This is a genomic window from Aromatoleum toluolicum, assembly GCF_012911005.2.
In the GTDB taxonomy this organism is placed as follows: Bacteria; Pseudomonadota; Gammaproteobacteria; order Burkholderiales; family Rhodocyclaceae; genus Aromatoleum; species Aromatoleum toluolicum.
Genome location: NZ_WTVS01000008.1, coordinates 52,205 through 71,430 on the forward strand (window position 1 = coordinate 52,205; position 19,226 = coordinate 71,430).

Genomic DNA, 19,226 nt, shown 5'->3' on the forward strand with positions numbered 1-19,226 from the left:
GTCGGCCGCAGTGTTGCTATGTCCGCCGTCGGAGTTGGCCCGCGCAAGCGTACACATTTACCAACCCAGTCTGGGAGGACACCAATGGCTCTGTTGATCGGAGTGCCAGCGGAAGCGATTGCGGGCGAGCGACGTTTGTCGGTCGTTCCCGATGTAGTGAAGAAATACCTCGGCCTCGGTGCCAAGGTCATGATCCAGACCGGCGCCGGCGTGTCCGCGCATCTGCGCGACGACATGTTCGCGGAGGTCCAGTTCGCGTCGAGCGGCGTCGAGTTGTGCGCCGCGGCCGACGCCGTGCTGTGCGTTCAGCCGCCTTCGGCAGAGCTGATCGCGGCGATGAAACCGGGCGCGGTGCTGCTGGGCATGCTGCAGCCCTGGTCCAGCGCCGAGCGCGTGCAGCAGCTGATGGAAAAACAGATCAGCAGCTTCGCGCTCGAACTGTTGCCACGGATCTCCCGCTCGCAGAGCATGGATGCCCTCTCCAGCCAAGGCGCCGTCGCCGGCTACGAGTGCGCGCTGATCGCCGCCGACCACAGCCCCAAGTTCTTCCCGATGCTCACCTATGCGGCCGGCACGATCCGTCCGGCCAAGGTGCTCGTGATCGGTGCGGGTGTCGCGGGCCTGCAGGCCATCGCCACCGCCCGAAGGATCGGCGCGATGGTGGAGGCCTACGACGTGCGCCCCGAGACGCGCGAGCAGATCGAATCGCTGGGCGCGAAGTTCGTCGACACCGGCGTGTCCGCTGCCGGTACGGGCGGCTACGCGCGCGAACTGACCGACGAGGAGAAGGCGAAACAGGCCGAACGCCTCGCAAAGGCCGTCGCGCAGTGCGACGCGCTGATCACCACCGCCGCGATCCCGGGCAAGAAGGCGCCCAGGATCATCACCGCCGACATGGTCGCGCGCATGAAGCCGGGCGCGGTCGTCGTCGACATGGCGGCCGACTCCGGCGGCAACGTCGAGGGCACCATCGCCGGCGAGAAGACCTGGGTCAACGACGTGCTCCTCATTGGCCCCACCAACATCGCCAGCCGCATGCCCGTGCATGCGTCCGAGATGTACGCCAAGAACCTCTTCAACTTCATCTCCCCCTTCATCAAGGACGGCGAGCTCGTGCTCGACTGGGAGGACGAAGTTGTGGCCGGCTGCTGCCTCACCCACGCGGGCGAGCTGCGGCACGCGGGCGTCAAGCAGGTTCTGGGACTGTAAAGGGGGACGCAAAGTGGAAGGCATTACCGCGCTGTACATATTCATGCTGGCCGCATTCACCGGATACGAGGTGATTTCGCGCGTGCCGGTCATCCTGCATACCCCGCTGATGTCGGGGTCGAACTTTGTCCATGGCGTCGTGCTCGTCGGCGCAATGGTCGTCCTCGGCCACGCCGATCCGGAGGATCCGGCACAACTGGCCATCGGCTTCGTCGCGGTGTTCCTCGGTGCGGCCAACGCGGCTGGCGGCTATGTCGTGACCGAGCGCATGCTCGCGATGTTCAAGTCGAAGTCGGGAGGTGCGCAATGAGCGGCCTCATCCAGTTGGCGTATTTTGGCGTCGCCGTGGTGTTCATTCTCGGCCTGAAGGCGATGAGCTCGCCGGTCACCGCGCGCAAGGGCATCGTCTGGGCAGGCTACGCGATGATCGCGGCCACTCTCGTCACCTTCTACACGCCGGGCATGCAGAACTACGGCCTGATGATCACCGCCATCGTGCTTGGCGGCGGCATCGCGTGGTGGAGTGGGCGGGTGGTCAAGATGACCGACATGCCGCAGATGGTCGCGATCTACAACGGCATGGGCGGCGGTGCGGCGGCTGCGATCGCGGCGCTCGAGTTCGCGCGTGGCGGCACGCACGGCGTGGCCGGCACCACGCTGGCGGTGCTCGGCGCGCTGATCGGTTCTGTCGCCTTCTCCGGCTCGTGCATCGCCTTCGCCAAGCTGCAGGGCATCATGACCAAGGCCTGGCGGCTGCCGGCGCAGAACATGGTGAACCTCGGCCTCGCCGCACTCGCCGTGTTGCTGGGCTTGGGCATCGTGGTCGTCGAGACGCCGCCATCGGCCCTCGTGATCGCCTTCTTCGTCGTCGCGCTGGCGCTCGGTGCGATCCTCACCAGCCCGATCGGCGGTGCCGACATGCCGGTGGTGATCTCGCTGTTGAACGCCTTCACCGGTCTGGCGGTGGGCCTAGAGGGCTACGTGCTCGGCAACCCGGCGCTGATCGTAGCGGGTATCGTCGTGGGCGCCTCCGGTACGCTGCTCACCCAGCTGATGGCCAAGGCGATGAACCGCCCGATCCGCAACATCATCTTCACGCCGATCACCGGTGAGGCTGCGGGCGGTGGCGAGGCGATCGAGGGCTCGATGAAGGAGCTCTCCGCGCTCGATGCGGCCTCGGTCATGCGCTATGCCTCCAAGGTCATCATCGTGCCGGGCTATGGCATGGCGGTGGCGGGCGCGCAGCACAAGGTGTGGGAGATGGCGCAGTTGCTGGAAGAAGGTGGCGTCGAGGTGGTGTTCGCGATCCATCCGGTCGCGGGCCGCATGCCGGGTCACATGAACGTGCTGCTCGCCGAAGCCGGCGTGCCCTACGACAAGATCTTCGACCTCGAGGAAATCAACGCCGACTTCCCGCAGGCGGACGTGGCACTGGTGATTGGCGCGAACGACGTCGTGAACCCGGTCGCGCGCACCGACAAGTCCAGCCCGATCTACGGCATGCCCATCCTCAACGTCGACATGGCGCACAACGTCATCGTCGTCAAACGCGGCCAGGGCGCGGGTTACTCCGGTATCGAGAACGCGCTGTTCTTCAGGGACAACTGCCGCATGCTGTACGGCAGCGCGCAGCAGATCATCGGCGAAGTCATCACCCACGTGAAGGCGCTGGAGGTCTGAGCGTCGTCCGTAGGCGGCCTGCGGCGCCCGCAAGGGGCCGCAGGCCGCTTCAGTCAGCGGCGGGTCGTGCCGTAAAATCGGGAACCGGTGATTGGCGAGGACTGGCCGATGCAACTGCGCGCCCTGTTTGCGAGTGTGACCCTGCTGTTCCCCGCGGCCCTGCCGGCGCAGACCGTGCCCGCGAGAGCGGACACGCCGTCTGCCTCTGCTGTAGCGCCGGAAACAGCTAAACCGGATCGCCCCTTCCGCGATACCGCCGGCTACCGCTATCCCGCGTTGTCGCGCACGCAGCGTGACCTCCAGAACCTCGCCTATGCGCTGCAGCTGCGCGATTACTGCGCAGATGACCGCGTGCCGGACGATTTCGTGAAGGCGCAGCTCGCGAGTTTCAGCCGCATCACCGGCCGCGCGGAAACCTGCCGGACGCTGCTCGCTTACTGATCCGCCGCTAGGCGAGAAAGCCGCAGAAGGAGTCCGTCGTCATCGGCGGGCCGAAGAGTGGCCCCTGCTGCAACCGGCATCCAAGGGCGGACAGGAAGGCTTCCTGCGCCTCGGTCTCGACCCCGCGCGCGAGCACTTCCAGTCCGAGCACCCCGGCCATGCCGGTGATCGCCTCGACGATGGCCTCGCTGTCCTCGCGAATTCCGACCTCGCGCACGAGCAGGGGGTCGAGCTTCAGGGCGTGCAGCGGATAGCGCTTGAGCCGGGGAATCGACGACAGGCCGCGGCCGTAATCGTCGATCGCAAGCCGTACCCCTTTTTCCGCGATCGTCTGCAGCATTCCGATCAGGCGGGTGTGCTCGTCGTTCAGCACGCGCTCGTCGAGATCCAGCTCCAGCCGCGCGGGGTCTAGGCCCGACGCGCTCAGCGCATGTTGTACGCGTTCCGCGAGATTGCCGTACAGCAACTGCTCGAGTGCCACGTTCACGACGACGCGCACGAGACCACCATCGTGCCGCGGCCATGCCGCTGCGGCCGTGCAGGCTGCATGCAGCACCCAGTCGCCCATGCGCACGAGCTGGCCCGAATCGCGGGCGACGCCGCCGAAACGCTGGAACGGGATCAGCCCGAGTTCGGGATGCTGCCAGCGCAGCAGGGCTTCTCCCGCATGCACGGTGCCGTCGCGGACGTCTACCAGTGGCTGGAAATGGACGTCCAGCTGACCGAGATCGACGGCCTGGCGCAAGCGCGTCTCGAAGGCCAGCAGGGGCGCGTCGGGCAGATCGTGCATCACCACCACGAGTCCGGGATGGGCGGTTGCGTCCAGCGCATACGTGACGACGTCGACGTCGAAGGTGCTGCCGTCGCGACGCCGGTGCTGCCAGATGCCCGGTTCGGCGGCATGCCGGCCGTCGCCCGGAGTCGTGCGCAGGGCGCCGATTTCCATCGTGCACAGGGTTTCGCGCGAATAGCCATACACCCGCGCCGCGGCCGCGTTGGCGGCAAGGATGCGCAGCTGCGGCCCCTCGCACAGCATCGTCGGCAAGGGGCTGTCGACGAACATGCGCTCCAGCACGCTCTCGCCGGGTCCCGCAGGCAGGTTATCCGTAGCCGTGCCGTGCTGTGCGGGCGGAAGGATCAGCAGACGCCAGTCCGGCTTCGGTCCGGCGAGCACGCGTGCGGCGAATTTGCCGGCACGTCCCGGTACGTTCAGCCGTGCGACCTGGGCGGCGTCCGCGGTCGGCCAGTCGATGTCGAGACAATCGCCGATCGCCTGCCCGACCAGGCTGCCGCGCGTGAGCCCCAGTGCGCCGAGGGCCGCCGCGTTCGCAGCGGCGATGCGGTCGCGCTCGTCGATGACGATGACCGGCTGCTCGAGCGCTGCGGCAAGCCGTGGCCACAACGCATCGACTGCCGGCGTTTCGTCGAATGTGCTGCTTGCGTAGGCCTCGGCGATGACGTCCGGGCTCAGGATCAGCGCGTGGATGCCTGGTCGGATGCGCGCCGCGGCAACGAAGCGCAGGTCGCGATGCCGCTCGCCCGGCAAGGACACGCGCAGGCTGCCGCGCATCTCGCCCTGAATGAAGAGACGGGCGCGCGCGTCGAGGAAATCGCGCTCGGAAGGAAAGAGGTCGGCGAGGGGCTTGCCGGCAATCTGCCGGTAGTCGCGTTCGAGAAGGCGGCAGGCCGCGCTGTTGGCTTCCAGCACGACCTCGTCGCCCGTGATGATCAGTCCCTCGTCGATCAGCTCGAAGAGAGCAAGGTAGAGCCCCGTCTCCGCGCCTTCGGAGAAATCCGGGATGAAGGGCTCTTCGGGGTTTTCGTTACCCTGCGGGCGACGGGCTGCGTTCATGGGGTCGATCATTCCACGTATTCGGGCGATGTTTCGGCGTTGCCCCAGAATACTTGAACGTGTCGCAACGATTGCGCCGAATAGCTGGCAATGGTGGCCCCAATTCCACCCGATTGCCGTCCGCTGCGCGCAGTCGCCCGTCGGACGGCTTACTTGCGGCCCAGTCCGCCCAGCAGGACCGCGATGGGGCGTACGTGACGGCGAGGCGGCGCGCCGTGCTTGTCGGTGGCGGCTTCCGTCGGTTGCAGGCTTGCGGCGGTCGCTGCGACGGAAGTGGTTGGCTCGTAGGGCTTGCTGAAATCGAATCCGTCCGCGGCGATCGTCGACTTGCCGCGGCGCCGCGTGTCGGCGTTTCGGGCGGGGGCCGTGCTGCGGGCGCTCGCTGCCGGCTCGCGCGGTGCCGATTCGCGCGGGGCGTCGGACGTCTTCGCGGATGGGCCGCGGCGGCCCCTGCCGCGCGTCCCGGCGTCATGGAAGTCGGGTTCGGGCTCGAAGCCCGGTACGGCTTCCTGCGGAATCTGCAGCTTGATCAGCTTCTCGATCTCAGCGAGATGATGCTTTTCCTCGGAGCTCACCAGCGACACCGCGCGGCCCTGGCGACCCGCTCGGCCCGTGCGGCCGATGCGGTGCACGTAATCTTCCGCAGTGTGCGGCAACTCGAAGTTGATCACCGAGGGCAGGTCGTCGATGTCCAGCCCGCGCGCGGCGACGTCGGTCGCCACCAGCACCCGCAGCTTGCCCGACTTGAAAGCTTCCAGCGTTTCGGTGCGCTGCGCCTGTCCCTTGTCGCCATGGATCGCGTCGGCAGCGATGCCGTGGCGCTCGAGGAAGTGCGCAAGGCGTCCGCATTCGATCTTGGTTGCAACGAACACCAGCGCCTGGGTGTCCGGTTCGTGGCGCAGGATGTGCGCCAGCAGGTTGCGCTTGAGGCCGGCCGACACGGGGTGCACGCGGTGCGTGATCGTTTCGGACACCATGTTGCGGCGCGCGACCTCGATCAGCTGCGGCTCCTTGAGCATCTGGTCGGCGAGCTTCTTGATCTCGTCGGAGAAGGTCGCAGAGAACAGCAGGCTTTGGCGCGAGGCCGGCAGCAGATCGAGGATGCGGCGGATGTCGGGGATGAAGCCCATGTCCAGCATGCGGTCGGCCTCGTCCAGCACCAGCATCTCGACCTGGTTCAGCACGATGGTCCTCTGCTGCACGTGGTCGAGCAGGCGTCCGGGCGTGGCGACGACGACCTCGACGCCAGTGCGCAGTTCCTGGATCTGCGGCTTCATGTCGACACCGCCGTAGATGCAGGTGCTGCGCAGCGGGACGTACTTGCTGTAGGTCTTTACCGATTCGTACACCTGCATCGCCAACTCGCGCGTGGGCGCGAGGATCAGCGCGCGCACCGGGTGGCGCGCGGGGCTCGTCGAGGTGCTGGCGTGGCGGGAAAGGCGTTGCAGCAAGGGCAGCGTGAAGCCGGCCGTCTTGCCGGTACCCGTCTGGGCGCCGCCCATCACGTCGCGGCCGGACAACACGACAGGGATGGCCTGCTGCTGGATCGGGGTAGGGGTCGTGTAGCCGGTATCGGCCACAGCGCGTAACAACTCGGGGATCAACCCGAGGTCGGCGAAGCTCATAGGCGCCTATCTTCCATGGGGGCCTGTCGCGTCGGGCGCGACGCCAGAAGAGGCGACTGGAGGAACTGAGACCGGAACGTCGGGGTTCCGGAAAGGGCTCGCGCCAACCGGCAGGCCGGGTGCTTTAAAACGCGCATTATACATGCACGATCGCCCCCGTTTGTTGCGATGCAGGGAGCGGGTCGCCCTTAAGGGAATCGTGCGCTCAGACGCCGCCCGGATTGCGCAGCGCGAGGTAGCAGGTGATCTCTTCGCGGTCGTGGTAAAGGTGCTTCAAACGCAGCTCGAACGGCCCGTGCGGCCCGAGCCGTTTGGCGATGATGGCGCGGCACTGTTCGACCGCCTCGAGGCGCTTCTTCATCGGCAGCTTGAGATTGAAGATCGCCCTGCGGCAGCGGCCCGTGCCGATCCAGTCGGCCACCAGCGCCGCAATGCGCGTTGGCTGCTCGACCATGTCGCATACCAGCCATTCGACGGGGCGCGGCGGCCGCCACGTGAATCCGTCCGCCCGCACATGCTCCACCATCTCCGTCGCCATCACCGACGGCGCCATTGGGCCGTTGTCGATCGCAGTGACACGCAGCCCCCGGTGCGCGAGCTGCCAGGTCCACCCGCCGGGCGCGGCGCCGAGGTCCACGGCACGCAGGCCCGGGCGCAGGCTGGCGTTGCGTTCGTCCTCGGTGAGCAGTGTGAAGAACGCCTCGGCGAGCTTCAGCGTCGACCGGCTTGCCGCCTCGCGCAACATGCGCAGGCGCGGCACGCCCATCGGCCACAGCGCGGCGCGGCCCGGAAGTGCGGCACACAGCCAGGCCGTATGGGCGTCGGCGAACAACACGTGCAGCGCCGGCAGGCCCTTCGCGCGTTCGCGGAAGGTGTTGGCCTTGTCCAACTCGCGTTGCAACGGTGCGGTGAAGCGTTTGCAGAACCCGGACTGCTGCTTCGCTTCGTCGGTGTCGGGCGTTTCCAGCAGCAGGTCTGCGAAGCGCTGGCCGCTCGCACGCACTGCCGCGACGATGGGCGTTGCGCGGTCGCGTTCGGGCAGGTCGGTGATGCGCGCGAACCACGGCAGGAGCTGGCGGGCGAAGATCAGACTGCGCCAGTCGCAGCGTTCGGCGAGCTCCGTGAACGGAACCGGTTCGGGCGTTTCGAACACCACGAACGCCTCACCCGGCTGGGCGCGCACGAAGCCCATCAGCCCGAGTCCGGCGGCGAATTCATCCAGTTCGGCGGCGGCTTCCTTCTCGAAGCCGGCACGACAAAGGGCAAGGAGGCCGTTGGCGGCAAAGCCGGATCGCTGCGAAGGGGTCAGGGACATGGGGAGGGGCTCGCTGCGGGAACTGCCGCGCTGTGTGGTGTTATCGAATGGCCGCGGATGATAAGCCGCGGCGGAGGTGCCGCAAAGCGCCGGAAAGCATCCGGCGTCCCGCCGCTCATGACATGCCCATTACTGGGCCGCGCGCGGGCGCTTCGCCGCTCGATCTTCCACGGGTGCCGCGGCCGAGCCTGCATCCGTCGCAGCAGGTGTGCCGCCGGCCGCCGCATGGGCCGCCGGCGGGATCGGTGCCTGGGGATGGGCGATCTGCGACGGTACGTTCGACAGGTTGTTCTGGGTCATGTAGTCGTTCATCTCTCGCCAGCCGGCGAAGATGGCCGCCTTCTGCGCCTTGGCATTGAGCGCGTAGCAGTCTTCCAGCGAGCGGCCGGCGTGCCGGCAGGCGCCGCCGATCGCCTTTCCCTCGGCTTCGGCAAGGGCGGCCGTCTTCTGTGGGTCGGGCAGGTCGAGCGCGTTGCTCAGCTGCTCGCAGGCGCCGAGGCTCAGGAGCAGGAAAAGTGGAATCACACGTTGCGCGAGCATGGAGTTACCTTGTACCTGTCACGGGGTTCGAGATCTATAACGTCCGCGGAGGAAAAATCTTGACGCAATGTCGGAATCCCGGTCAGGTTCGTCCAGTCATAAGGGTCTTATAATGAGACTTTTGGCATTCTACGGTCGTTAAGGAAGCAGGAATGAAGCCCTTGGCTCGAATGTTGCGCAATGGTGTCGTGGCCGGTGTCGCCGCGATGGTGTGTGTCGGAATCCCGGTCGCCGCGCATGCGGCCAAGGCGAAACCAGCCAAGGCGGCCGCAGCGCCGGCAGGGCCGACGGAGATCCGTCTCGTGCATCAGCTCGGCCCCGAGCGCGAAGAGGCATTGCAGAAGCTCGCCGCACGCTTCAACGAGGGCAGCAAGGACTATCGCCTCGTCGTCCAGGCCGCGACGTGGAGCGACACGGACGCGCCGCACATGGCGATCCTGGAGGGGAGCGCCGAAGATCAGTTCCTCGGCGCCGGAAAGCCGCGCTACAAGGCCCTCTCCGGAGTGATGCGCGAAGCGGGCGTGCCGCTGCAGACGCTCAAGCCGCCGGCGATGATGGATCGCGCCCTCACGGATGCCAAGGGGCAGCTGCTGGCGCTTCCGGTAGGGCTCTCGACGCCCGTCATGTACATCAACCGCAAGGAATTCCAGCGCGCGGGGCTCAACCCCGACGCGCCGCCCAAGACCTGGTTCGATCTGCAGCAGGCGCTCGGCCAACTCTTCGATGCGGGCTCGAAATGCCCCTATACGGTGTCCCAGCCCGGGCGCGTGATGATCGGCAACACCAGCGCCTGGCACAACGAGCCGGTCGCGGCACGCCAGGGCAAGGGTGAGCGTCCCGCCTTCAACGGCATGCTGCAGGTCAAGCATGTCGCGATGATGGCAAGCTGGCATCGCGCGCGCTATCTCCACACCTTCGACGCCCAGTCCGAGGCCGAACAGCGCTTCGCCTCGGGCGAGTGCGCCGTCATCGCCGCCCCGTCGTCCAGCTGGACCGATTTCCGCCGCAAGGCCGGATTCGACATCGGCATTGCGCCGCTGCCGTATCACGAGGATTTCCCCGGCGCCCCGCAGAACACCCTTGCCGACGGTGCTGCGATGTGGGTCGCGGCGGGCAAGAAGCCGGCCGAGTACAAGGGCGTCGCGCGCTTCGTCGCCTTCTGGCTGCAACCCGAGAACCAGGTCGCATGGCAGCGTGAATCGGGCTACCTGCCGCTCAACCGCGCCGGCCTGTTCGCCGCGCAGAGTGACGTCCTCGGCGCCGACCTCGAGAACGTCAAGGTCGCGGTCGCCCAACTGGGGAACAGGCCTGCAACGGCGGATTCGAGCGCGTCGAGCTTCATCGGTCGGGCGCGGGTGCTGGGTATCCTCGACGAGGAGCTGAGTGCCGTGTGGGCCGACCGCAAGCCGGCCAAGGAAGCACTGGACAACGCGGTGACGCGCGTCCAGGCGATGTTCCCCGTTCCGCGCTGAGTTCGTGATGCACCGCCCGGAGTTCCCGCTCCCCGCGGTGCTTGCACACCGCTGCGGCGGAGCGCTCGCGCCGGAAAATACCCTGGCCGGGCTTGCCGCGGCGGCCGCGAACGGCTGTCGGGGCGTCGAGTTCGACGTGATGCTCAGCGGCAGCGCTTCGCCCGTGTTGATCCACGACGAAACGCTCGAGCGCACCACCGACGGGTACGGGCCGGTCGCGCACACCTCCGACGACGCCCTGTTCGCACTCGATGCGGGTTCCTGGTTCGATCCGCGCTTCGCGGGCGAACCCGTTCCCTGCCTGGATCTTGCTGCGGCCCGCTGCCAGGCGTTGGGGTTGGCGGTGAACCTCGAGATCAAGCCGTCGCACGGAACCGATGCCGAGACGGCCGAGCGCGTCGTGCGCCGAGCGCGCACGCTGTGGGCCGCTGAGCCCGACACGGTCCTGTTGTCGTCGTTTTCCGAACGCGCGCTCGAGATCGCGGCCGCGCTCGCGCCCGGGCTGCGCCGGGGGCTGCTGGTCGGGGTCGTACCGCCGGACTGGCTCGCGCGCTGCCGCAGGCTGCGCGTAGCGGCCCTTCATGCCGATCACCGCCACCTCGACGCCGACTGCGTCGCGGCATCGCGCGCTGCCGGCCTGTGGGTCGTGACCTACACGGTGAACGATCCCGCGCGAGCCGTCACGCTGTTCGATTGGGGTGTCGATTGCGTGATCACCGACCGTCCCGACATCGTCCGGCCGCCGCGCCGGTGAGCGCGCGCAAGCGGCCCGCGTGCGATTCTTGACGGCACGCCACCCGCCCCCCTACCATCTTCCTTTTGTTCCGCCGGGCGCTTCATCTTGTCAACCAAGCAGCTCTACGCGCCGATCGCCGCCGACATGCAGGCGGTCGATGCGGTCATCCGCCAGCGTCTCCATTCCGACGTCGTCCTGATCCGCCAGATTGCGGAGTACATCATCCACAGCGGCGGCAAGCGCATGCGTCCGGCGCTGGTGCTGTTCGCGGCTGGTGCGATGGGGTACGAAGGGACGCACCATCACCAGCTGGCGGCGGTCGTGGAGTTCATCCACACGGCGACCCTGCTGCACGACGACGTCGTGGACGAGTCGGAGCTGCGGCGCGGCAACAAGACCGCAAACGCGATGTTCGGCAATGCCGCGTCGGTGCTGGTCGGCGACTTCCTGTACACACGCGCGTTCCAGATGATGGTCGGCGTCGACAACATGCGCGTCATGCAGGTGCTGGCCGATGCGACCAACATCATCGCCGAAGGCGAGGTGCTGCAGTTGCTCAACTGCCACAACGCCGATGTCGAGATCGAAGACTACCTGCGCGTGATCCGCTACAAGACCGCCAAGCTGTTCGAGGCCGCGACCCGCCTCGGCGCAATCCTCGGCGGTGCGGACGAAACGACGGAAGCGTCGATCGCGGCCTTCGGCATGCACTTGGGAACGGCCTTCCAGCTCATCGACGACGTGCTCGACTACTCCTCGGACGAGGCCGCGACCGGCAAGCACCTCGGCGACGACCTGGCCGAAGGCAAGCCGACGCTGCCGCTCATTCATACGATGCAGCACGGCACGCCGGAACAGGCTGCGCTCGTGCGCAAGGCGATCGAAACGGGCGGGCGCGATGACTTTGCGGCGATCCTCGTCGCGATCCATGAATCCGGTGCGCTGGAGGAGACGCGCCGCTACGCGCGTGCCGAGGCCAAGCTGGCGGCCGACGCGCTTTCTGCACTTTCCCCTTCCATTTTCAAAGAAGCGCTGCTACAATTATCGGACTTTGCAGTTGGTCGAGATCACTGACAAATGCAAAGCGTCGGGGAATAGCTCAGCCTGGTAGAGCACTGCGTTCGGGACGCAGGGGCCGGAGGTTCGAATCCTCTTTCCCCGACCAAGAATCCGTGAAAAGACCGCCGCAAGGCGGTCTTTTCATTTCCGCGCCCGGTAGATGCGTTCGTGTTCGCGGCGGGTTACCATCGTTGTCACCACGCGGTGACGTACATTCTGAATCGCCGGTTGCATGGTGACCGGCGCATGGATATGGCGCTCGATCAGCAATCCCTGTTGCGGTACTGCGCTCTCGCGGCGACGGCAGGCGAGGAGGGGCGTCCGTATGTCGTCGAAACGGACGGAATGCGTGCGCTGCACTTCGGGGCCCTGACGGTGCAGAGCCAGATGCGGCTCGACGACCCCGGCACCCTCGAGATCGACTACACGCGGGCGATGATGGGATTCCTGCTCTTCAATCCCGAGCCGTGCGACATCGTGATGATCGGACTCGGCGGCGGGTCGCTGGCGAAATACTGTCTGCGCACCTTGCCGGAGGTCCGGTTCACCGCCGTCGAGATCGATCCGGATGTGATCGAGCTGCGCGACGCGTTCGGCATCCCGCCGGACGGAGAGCGTTTTCGGGTGGTGCGTGCCGATGGTGCCGATTATGTGCGCCGGCGGGAGCACTCCCCGGACGTGCTGCTGATCGACGGCTTCGATCGCGGTGGCCAGCCCGACTGCCTGTGTACCGCAGGGTTCTACGACGACTGCCACACGATGCTCGCCGACGGCGGGGTCATGGCGGTGAATCTGTGGTCCGGGGACCGGCGTTACGGGCTGTACGCGTCACGCATCCGCGACAGCTTCGAGGACCGCTTCGTCGCCATCGGCGCCGAGCACGACAGCAACCGCATCGCTTTCGCATGCAAGGGGCGTGGCTTTCCGCCGCGGCGCCGGCAGTTGCTGGAACGTGCGCGAATGCTCGCCACGCACCACCCGATTGGGATAATGTCGACGGCGCAACGTATCCAGCAGCGCCTCGAGCGCCGCGCACACTATCGCCCCGACCTGTGGGAAGAGGACTCCCGCCGCACGCGGGGCGACTGAGGGCGCGGCGCACCGGGGCAAGGGCGCCACGGCCATAGCGGAAGGGGCGCCATCGGAAGGAGGTCGAGATCATGAGCCACAAGCACATCGCGCTGTTGCGCGCCATCTTCCAGGATCCCGTCAGTGCCAACATTCATTGGCGCGAGGTGGAGTCGCTGCTCAATCACCTCGGCGCGACCATCGAGCCGGCGCACGGCGCCCGTTTTCGTATCGTGCTGAACAAGGTTGAGGGATTCCTGCACTATCCGCACCACGGCAGCGCCTGCACGAAGCAGGACATCAAGCAGCTGCGCGAATATCTCGCGCATGCGGGAGTCAGCCCGGCCGCGTACGAGCAGGAGCACGGGGGCTAGCCGCGGCGACGTCGAAGCCCGCGGCGGGGAAGGCGCTTGCCGTCTGTCACACATGTGTCGTGCTGGTTGGGTTATGCTGTTAGGGTCGAGCCCGGAGAGCCGGGCCGGCTGTCTTGACAAATACAAAGCCCTGCGCCGCGCGCGACTGTTGCGTGCCGGGAGGGGGAATCATGGGAAACCAACCGAGATGACTGAACAAACGCGCGACTTTTCCGAGTTCCTCGGATACCGCTACGAGGACCTGAAGGTGGGCATGTCCGCCGCGACGGGCCGCACCGTGACGGATGCCGACATCCTGATGTTCGCAGGTGTTTCCGGCGACACCAATCCTGCCCACGTCGATGAGGAGTTCGCAAAGGCCTCGATGTTCGGCGGTCGCATTGCCCACGGCATGCTGTCGGCGAGCTACATCTCCGCGCTGTTCGCGAACAAGCTGCCCGGGCCGGGTTGCATCTACCTGTCGCAGACGCTCAAGTTCAAGGCGCCCGTGAAACCGGGCGACACGGTAGTGGCGCGCGTCACGCTGAAGGAGCTGAACACGCCGAAGCGCCGTGCGATCTTCGATACCGTGTGCACGGTCGGCGGCAAGGTGGTGCTGGAGGGCGAGGCGGAGATGATGGTTCCCGCACGCGACTGACGTGTCCCGGTCCGTTCGCGGGCCGTTGCGGGAAAATGAAAACGGGAGGTCCGCTGTGTGCGGCCTCCCGTTTTCCGTTCAGGCGTCGCGTGGAATCAGACGTCGTTGCGCTTGTCGCGTTCGATCAGCGCGTAGGCCGAGTGGTTGTGAATGGATTCGAAATTCTCCGACTCCACCACGAAGCGGTCGATGCGCTTCTCGGCGTTGAGCAGGCCGGCGACGTCGCGAACCATGTCCTCGACGAACTTCGGGTTCTCGTAGGCGCGCTCGGTCACGAACTTTTCGTCCGTGCGCTTGAGCAGGCCGTAGAGCTCGCACGAGGCCTGGCTCTCGACGAGCTGGACCAGCTCCTCGATCCACAGGAAATCGTTGGTCTGTGCGGTCACGGTGACGTGCGAGCGCTGGTTGTGCGCGCCGTATTCGGAAATCTTCTTCGAGCACGGACACAGGCTCGTGACGGGCACCACGACCCGCATTTCGAACACGTACTCGCCGCCTTCGCGCATTTCCGCGACAAAGGTTACTTCGTAGTCCATCAGGCTCTGGACGCCGGAAACCGGGGCCGTCTTGTTGATGAAGTACGGGAAGCTCATCTCGATGACGCCGGTCTCGGCTTCGAGGCGCTTGACCATTTCGCGCAACATCGGCTCGATCGACTCGACCGAGATTTCGCGCTCGTTGCCGTTGAGGATCTCGATGAAGCGCGACATGTGGGTTCCCTTGAAATTGTGGGGAAGCCCGACATACATGCTGAAGGTCGCGATCGTGTGCTGCACGCCGCCGCTCTTGTCGCTGACGCGGATGGGGTGGCGAATCGACTTGATGCCAACCTTGTTGATGGCCAGCTGACGACTGTCGTTGGCGTTCTGGACGTCAGGGATGGCTTGGCTCTCGTGGGATTTCATGTCGCGTTCTCTGTTTGGTTGCAGCCGGTCAATGCTACCATTTCCCGACAAATTCGCTCAGCTATTGCGCACATAGATGCGCTCAATGGCGCTCAGGATCCCCGCGGGGTGCAACCCGACCTGTTCGAACAGCTGGCTTTGGTCTCCATGATCGACGAAATGATCCGGCAAGCCAAGCCGCAGCAGGCGCGGCCGGTGCGGCAGGCGTTCGAGCACGCGTGCGACTTCGGACCCCGCGCCGCCGATCACCGCGTTTTCCTCCAGCGTCACGATCAGTTCGTGGCTGGCACTCAGTTCTTCGATCAGCGCCGCGTCAATCGGTTTCACGAAGCGCATGTTGGCGACCGTCGCGTCGATCTCCTCGCCGACGAGGAGCGCATTGGTCAGCAGGCTGCCGAAGGCGAGCAGTGCGACCTTCCTGCCCTGGCGGCGGATTTCGCCCTTGCCCAGTGGCAGTTCGGTCATCGTGTTCTCTGGGCGCACGTTCATGCCGCTGCCGCGCGGATAGCGCACGGCCGCGGGGCCGTTGTGCCGGTAGGCGGTGTAGAGCATCTGCCGGCATTCGTTCTCATCGGCAGGCGTCATTACGACCATGTTCGGGATGCAGGCGAGGTAGGACAGGTCGAAGGCGCCGTGGTGCGTGGCGCCGTCGGCGCCAACCATGCCCGCGCGGTCGATCGCGAACACGACGGGCAGGTTCTGCAGCGCGACGTCGTGGATCAGCTGGTCGTAGGCGCGCTGCAGGAAGGTCGAGTAGATCGCGACGACCGGCTTGAAGCCCTCGCACGCGAGGCCCGCCGCGAACGTCACGGCGTGCTGCTCGGCGATGCCGACGTCGTGATAGCGGTCGGGGAATTCCTTTGCGAAGCGCACCATCCCCGAGCCTTCGCGCATTGCCGGCGTGATGCCAATGACCTTGTCGTCACGCGCGGCGATGTCGCACAGCCAGTCGCCGAAGATCTGGGTATAGCTGAGCTTGCCACCGCCCTTGCCGCTCTGGATGCCCGCACGGTGGTCGAAGCTCGAAACGCCGTGGTAGAGGATGGGGTCGGCCTCGGCGAGCTTGTAGCCCTGGCCTTTGCGCGTGATTACGTGCAGGAACTGCAGGCCGTTGAGTTTCTTGAGGTTCTGCAGCGTGGGGATGAGCGCGTCGAGGTCGTGGCCGTCGATCGGTCCGTAGTAATGGAAACCAAACTCCTCGAACAGCGTGCCCGGTGTGATGAGGCCCTTGACGTGCTCCTCGACCTTGCGGGCGAAGTCGAGCATCGGCGGGGCGACACCGAGGACCTTTTCGCCGGCGCGACGCGCGGCGTTGTAGGTGCTGCCCGAGAGCATGCGCGCGAGGATCTTGGTCAGCGCCCCGACCGGCGGCGAGATCGACATCTCGTTGTCGTTGAGGATCACCAGCAGGTTCACGTCGCTGGTGTCGCCCGCGTTGTTGAGCGCTTCGAAGGCCATGCCGGCCGACATTGCGCCGTCGCCAATGACCGCGATCGAACGTCGTTCGCCGTCGCCGCGGTCGCGTGCGGCGACCGCCATGCCCAGCGCGGCCGAGATCGAGGTGGAGGAGTGGGCGGTCCCGAAGGTGTCGTACTCGCTCTCGCAGCGCCGCGGAAAGCCGGAGATGCCGCCGAAGCGGCGCAGCCCGCTCATCGCCTCGCGGCGTCCGGTCAGGATCTTGTGGCCGTAGGTCTGGTGGCCGACGTCCCAGACGATGCGGTCGTCGGGTGTGTCGAAGATGTAGTGCAGCGCGATCGTGAGTTCGACGGTGCCGAGGTTCGACGACAGGTGTCCGCCGGTCTTCGATACCGACTCGATCAGGAAGGCGCGCAGTTCGGTTGCAAGCGCATGCAGATCGCGCCGCTCGAAGCGGCGCAGGTCGGATGGCGAGTCGATGCGGTGCAGCAGGGGGTACTGAGGCATGTGGATGTCCGGCAGAGCGGAATTCAGAATCGGCGGTGAACGATGAAGTTCGCCAGTTCGTCCAGCCTGGCGGCTGCGGCGCCGAAGGACGCGATGGCGTCACGGGCGTCGGCAAGCAGGGCGTCGGCCAGCGTGCGCGCTTCGGCCAGGCCCAGCAGCGTGACGTAGGTCGGCTTGTTCTGGTCCGCGTCCTTGCCCGCCGTCTTTCCCAGCGTCGCGGTGTCGGCCTGGGCGTCGAGGATGTCGTCGACGACCTGGAACAGCAGGCCGACGAGCTTGCCGTAGCGGTCGAGGCGGGCCAGTGCGTCGGGGGCGAGCGGGGCGCCGCACTGCGCGCCGAGCAGCACCGAGGCCCGGATCAGGGCGCCGGTCTTGTGGATGTGCATGAACTCGAGTTCTTCACGCGTGAGTTGCTTGCCCACGGCGCCGAGGTCGATGGCCTGGCCGCCGGCCATGCCACGTGACCCGGAGGCGCGACCGAGGAGCGTGATCATCTCGAGTTGTACTGCCGGGTCGTCGTTGACGCGGCTTTCGGCAATGGTCTGGAAGGCAAGCGCCTGTAGCGCATCGCCCACCAGCAGCGCGGTCGCCTCGTCGTACTCGACATGCACGGTCGGTTTGCCGCGTCGCAGGACGTCGTCGTCCATGCAGGGCAGATCGTCATGGACGAGGGAATAGGCGTGGACGAGCTCGACGGCACAGGCGACGCAGTCGAGGCGCTCGGGCGCGGCGCCGGCGATCTCGCCGGCGGCATGCACGAGGAGCGGACGTACGCGCTTGCCGCCGCCCAGGGCGGCGTAGCGCATCGCGTCGTGCAGGCGCTGCGGCGCAATGGACGCTTCAGGGAGGATCGTGCCGAGGGCGGATTCGGTGCGGTGCTGGACGCTTTCCATCCAGGCGGCGAAATGATTCCCGCTCACTCCGGGCTCCTCCTGTCTTCGGGGTTGTCGAGCGGGGCGAGCGCGCCGTTCTCGAGCTGAAGCACGCGCTGCTCGGCCGCCTGCAGGGTTTCCTGGCAGTATCTCAGCAGGCCGGCGCCGCGCTGGTAGTGTTCCAGCGCCTGTTCCAGCGTGATGTTGCCGGTTTCCATTTCCTGCACGATCGATTCGAGTTCGGCGATGGCCGATTCGAAGGATTTCGGCGAGTTTGCCGTCTTTGCCATGACTCGAAGCGGGGCCAGTAAAAGGGAGAAAAGTAACCGATCGGGCTACTGGCGGTCAAATTACTTCTCGCATAAAATGGTCTGCTGGTTTTTCCGAATTTCTTGACTTTTCATGGGAGGTTCGGGGGTGTCCGACCTTGCTTCCAAGGCCAAATTGTCCCCGGCGGTGTCTCAGTTGCCGGTGTCGGCGTATTTCGACGAAAGCGTATTCGAGCTCGAAAAACGTCTGTTGTTCCAGGCCGGGCCGGGCTATGTCGGTCATGAGTTGATGGTGCCGGAGGTCGGCAGCTACCGGTCGCTCGAGTGGCTCGATCATTCCAAGCTCCTGTTTCGCAGCGGTGACGGCGTCCATCGGCTTTCGAACATCTGCCGCCATCGTCAGGCGATCATGCTCGAAGGTTCCGGCAAGACCGAGCGCATCGTCTGCCCGATCCACCGCTGGACCTACGACCAGAAGGGCGAGCTGCTCGGGGCGCCGCATTTCCCCGTGAACCCCTGCCTCAACCTGAAGCGTGATGCGCTCGAGAACTGGAACGGTCTGCTGTTCGCCGGGCCGCGTTCGGCCGCTGCCGATCTTGCCGGCATGAACGTGGGCGAGCGGTTCGATTTCTCCGGCTACAAACTCGACCGCGTCGAAATCCACGAGTGCAAGTACAACTGGAAGACCTTCATCGAGGTCTATCTGGAGGACTACCACGTCGTGCCCTTCCACCCGGGGCTGGGCAACTTCGTGACCTGCGACGACCTGACATGGCAGTTCGGCGACTGGTACTCGGTGCAGCGCGTGGGGATCACCTCGCTCGCGAAGCCGGGGTCCGCGACCTACCAGAAGTGGCACAAGGCGGTACTGGACTACTATGGCGACAAGCGCCCGGAGCAGGGTGCGATCTGGCTTACCTACTATCCGAACGTGATGGTGGAGTGGTATCCGCACGTGCTGGTGGTCAGCACGCTGATTCCGACGGACGTGAACCGCACGACCAATGTCGTCGAGTTCTACTATCCCGAGGACATCGTCGAGTTCGAGCGCGAGTTCGTCGAGGCCGAGCAGGCCGCCTACATGGAGACGGCGATCGAGGATGACGTGATCGGCGAACGCATGGATCGCGGCCGCTGGGCGTTGCTGCAGGAGGGGCGCAACGAGGTCGGCCCCTACCAGTCTCCGTACGAGGACGGGATGCAGCACTTTCACGAGTTCTACCGTCGTGTCATGGGTGAGCGCCTCTGA

19 protein-coding genes and 1 tRNA gene are annotated in these 19,226 nt (G+C 66.1%); 12 read left to right on the forward strand and 8 right to left on the reverse strand.

The genetic code is table 11. The features are described 5' to 3' along the window. Window positions 1-84 precede the first annotated feature (84 nt). The 4 genes from GPA27_RS05520 (at window position 85) to GPA27_RS05535 (ending at window position 3,330) form a co-directional block, all read left to right on the forward strand. Window positions 85-1,209 carry an NAD(P) transhydrogenase subunit alpha gene (locus GPA27_RS05520; RefSeq protein ID WP_169138386.1) on the forward strand — a complete coding sequence of 375 codons (1,125 nt, stop codon included), beginning with the start codon at window positions 85-87 and terminating at the stop codon, window positions 1,207-1,209. A gap of 13 nt (window positions 1,210-1,222) precedes the next feature. Further along, window positions 1,223-1,519 (forward strand): NAD(P) transhydrogenase subunit alpha part 2, encoded by a 297-nt coding sequence (locus GPA27_RS05525; protein WP_169138388.1) that lies wholly within the window; start codon window positions 1,223-1,225, stop codon window positions 1,517-1,519. Next, window positions 1,516-2,889, forward strand: a complete 1,374-nt coding sequence (locus tag GPA27_RS05530; protein ID WP_169138390.1) for an NAD(P)(+) transhydrogenase (Re/Si-specific) subunit beta — start codon at window positions 1,516-1,518, stop codon at window positions 2,887-2,889. Before GPA27_RS05525 ends, GPA27_RS05530 begins: the two co-directional genes overlap by 4 nt. Before the next feature lie 108 nt (window positions 2,890-2,997). Continuing rightward, the gene (locus GPA27_RS05535; RefSeq protein WP_169138392.1) at window positions 2,998-3,330 is read left to right on the forward strand and encodes a hypothetical protein; all 333 of its coding nucleotides are present in this window, start codon (window positions 2,998-3,000) and stop codon (window positions 3,328-3,330) included. A 7-nt stretch (window positions 3,331-3,337) separates the two neighbouring features. Here GPA27_RS05535 and GPA27_RS05540 read toward each other — a convergent pair whose 3' ends face one another. From GPA27_RS05540 to GPA27_RS05555, 4 genes are all read right to left on the reverse strand, one after another. Continuing rightward, a complete protein-coding gene (locus GPA27_RS05540; RefSeq protein WP_246260953.1) occupies window positions 3,338-5,182 on the reverse strand; it encodes an EAL domain-containing protein in 1,845 nt (614 codons plus the stop codon). Between the two features lie 149 nt (window positions 5,183-5,331). Then, a complete protein-coding gene (locus GPA27_RS05545; protein WP_169138396.1) occupies window positions 5,332-6,807 on the reverse strand; it encodes a DEAD/DEAH box helicase in 1,476 nt (491 codons plus the stop codon). A 205-nt stretch (window positions 6,808-7,012) separates the two neighbouring features. Further along, complete coding sequence (gene rlmM / locus GPA27_RS05550; RefSeq protein WP_169138398.1) at window positions 7,013-8,122, reverse strand: 23S rRNA (cytidine(2498)-2'-O)-methyltransferase RlmM; 1,110 nt, start codon at window positions 8,120-8,122, stop codon at window positions 7,013-7,015. A 129-nt stretch (window positions 8,123-8,251) separates the two neighbouring features. Then, on the reverse strand, window positions 8,252-8,662 hold the full coding sequence (locus tag GPA27_RS05555) for a hypothetical protein (RefSeq protein ID WP_169138400.1): 411 nt from the start codon (window positions 8,660-8,662) through the stop codon (window positions 8,252-8,254). Window positions 8,663-8,814: 152 nt separating this feature from the next. Between GPA27_RS05555 and GPA27_RS05560 the strand changes: the two genes are divergently transcribed. The 7 genes from GPA27_RS05560 to GPA27_RS05590 all read left to right on the forward strand — a co-directional run bounded on the left by GPA27_RS05560 (window position 8,815) and on the right by GPA27_RS05590 (window position 14,008). Continuing rightward, the gene (locus tag GPA27_RS05560; RefSeq protein WP_211164844.1) at window positions 8,815-10,134 is read left to right on the forward strand and encodes an extracellular solute-binding protein; all 1,320 of its coding nucleotides are present in this window, start codon (window positions 8,815-8,817) and stop codon (window positions 10,132-10,134) included. 7 nt (window positions 10,135-10,141) lie between these two features. Then, window positions 10,142-10,888 carry a glycerophosphodiester phosphodiesterase gene (gene ugpQ, locus GPA27_RS05565; protein ID WP_169138402.1) on the forward strand — a complete coding sequence of 249 codons (747 nt, stop codon included), beginning with the start codon at window positions 10,142-10,144 and terminating at the stop codon, window positions 10,886-10,888. Window positions 10,889-10,975: 87 nt separating this feature from the next. Continuing rightward, window positions 10,976-11,944 carry an octaprenyl diphosphate synthase gene (ispB, locus tag GPA27_RS05570; RefSeq protein WP_169138404.1) on the forward strand — a complete coding sequence of 323 codons (969 nt, stop codon included), beginning with the start codon at window positions 10,976-10,978 and terminating at the stop codon, window positions 11,942-11,944. A 14-nt stretch (window positions 11,945-11,958) separates the two neighbouring features. Beyond that, window positions 11,959-12,035 (forward strand) — tRNA-Pro (locus GPA27_RS05575). A 62-nt stretch (window positions 12,036-12,097) separates the two neighbouring features. Next, window positions 12,098-13,018 (forward strand): spermine/spermidine synthase domain-containing protein, encoded by a 921-nt coding sequence (locus GPA27_RS05580; protein WP_308446323.1) that lies wholly within the window; start codon window positions 12,098-12,100, stop codon window positions 13,016-13,018. A gap of 71 nt (window positions 13,019-13,089) precedes the next feature. After that, window positions 13,090-13,371, forward strand: coding sequence for a type II toxin-antitoxin system HicA family toxin (locus tag GPA27_RS05585; protein WP_169138406.1), 282 nt, complete (start codon window positions 13,090-13,092; stop codon window positions 13,369-13,371). A 187-nt stretch (window positions 13,372-13,558) separates the two neighbouring features. After that, window positions 13,559-14,008 carry a MaoC family dehydratase gene (locus GPA27_RS05590; protein ID WP_169138408.1) on the forward strand — a complete coding sequence of 150 codons (450 nt, stop codon included), beginning with the start codon at window positions 13,559-13,561 and terminating at the stop codon, window positions 14,006-14,008. A 95-nt stretch (window positions 14,009-14,103) separates the two neighbouring features. Here the strand turns inward: GPA27_RS05590 and folE2 are convergent, their stop codons facing one another. The 4 genes from folE2 to xseB are packed head-to-tail and all read right to left on the reverse strand — an operon-like array spanning window position 14,104 to window position 17,998. Continuing rightward, window positions 14,104-14,913: a GTP cyclohydrolase FolE2 gene (gene folE2, locus GPA27_RS05595; protein ID WP_169138409.1), complete on the reverse strand. Its 810-nt coding sequence runs from the start codon at window positions 14,911-14,913 to the stop codon at window positions 14,104-14,106. 57 nt (window positions 14,914-14,970) lie between these two features. After that, window positions 14,971-16,836 (reverse strand): 1-deoxy-D-xylulose-5-phosphate synthase, encoded by a 1,866-nt coding sequence (gene dxs, locus GPA27_RS05600; protein ID WP_169138411.1) that lies wholly within the window; start codon window positions 16,834-16,836, stop codon window positions 14,971-14,973. A gap of 23 nt (window positions 16,837-16,859) precedes the next feature. Continuing rightward, window positions 16,860-17,729, reverse strand: a complete 870-nt coding sequence (locus GPA27_RS05605; protein ID WP_169138492.1) for a polyprenyl synthetase family protein — start codon at window positions 17,727-17,729, stop codon at window positions 16,860-16,862. 23 nt (window positions 17,730-17,752) lie between these two features. Continuing rightward, on the reverse strand, window positions 17,753-17,998 hold the full coding sequence (gene xseB / locus GPA27_RS05610) for an exodeoxyribonuclease VII small subunit (protein ID WP_169138413.1): 246 nt from the start codon (window positions 17,996-17,998) through the stop codon (window positions 17,753-17,755). Window positions 17,999-18,125: 127 nt separating this feature from the next. Between xseB and GPA27_RS05615 the strand changes: the two genes are divergently transcribed. Next, complete coding sequence (locus GPA27_RS05615) at window positions 18,126-19,226, forward strand: aromatic ring-hydroxylating oxygenase subunit alpha (RefSeq protein ID WP_169138415.1); 1,101 nt, start codon at window positions 18,126-18,128, stop codon at window positions 19,224-19,226.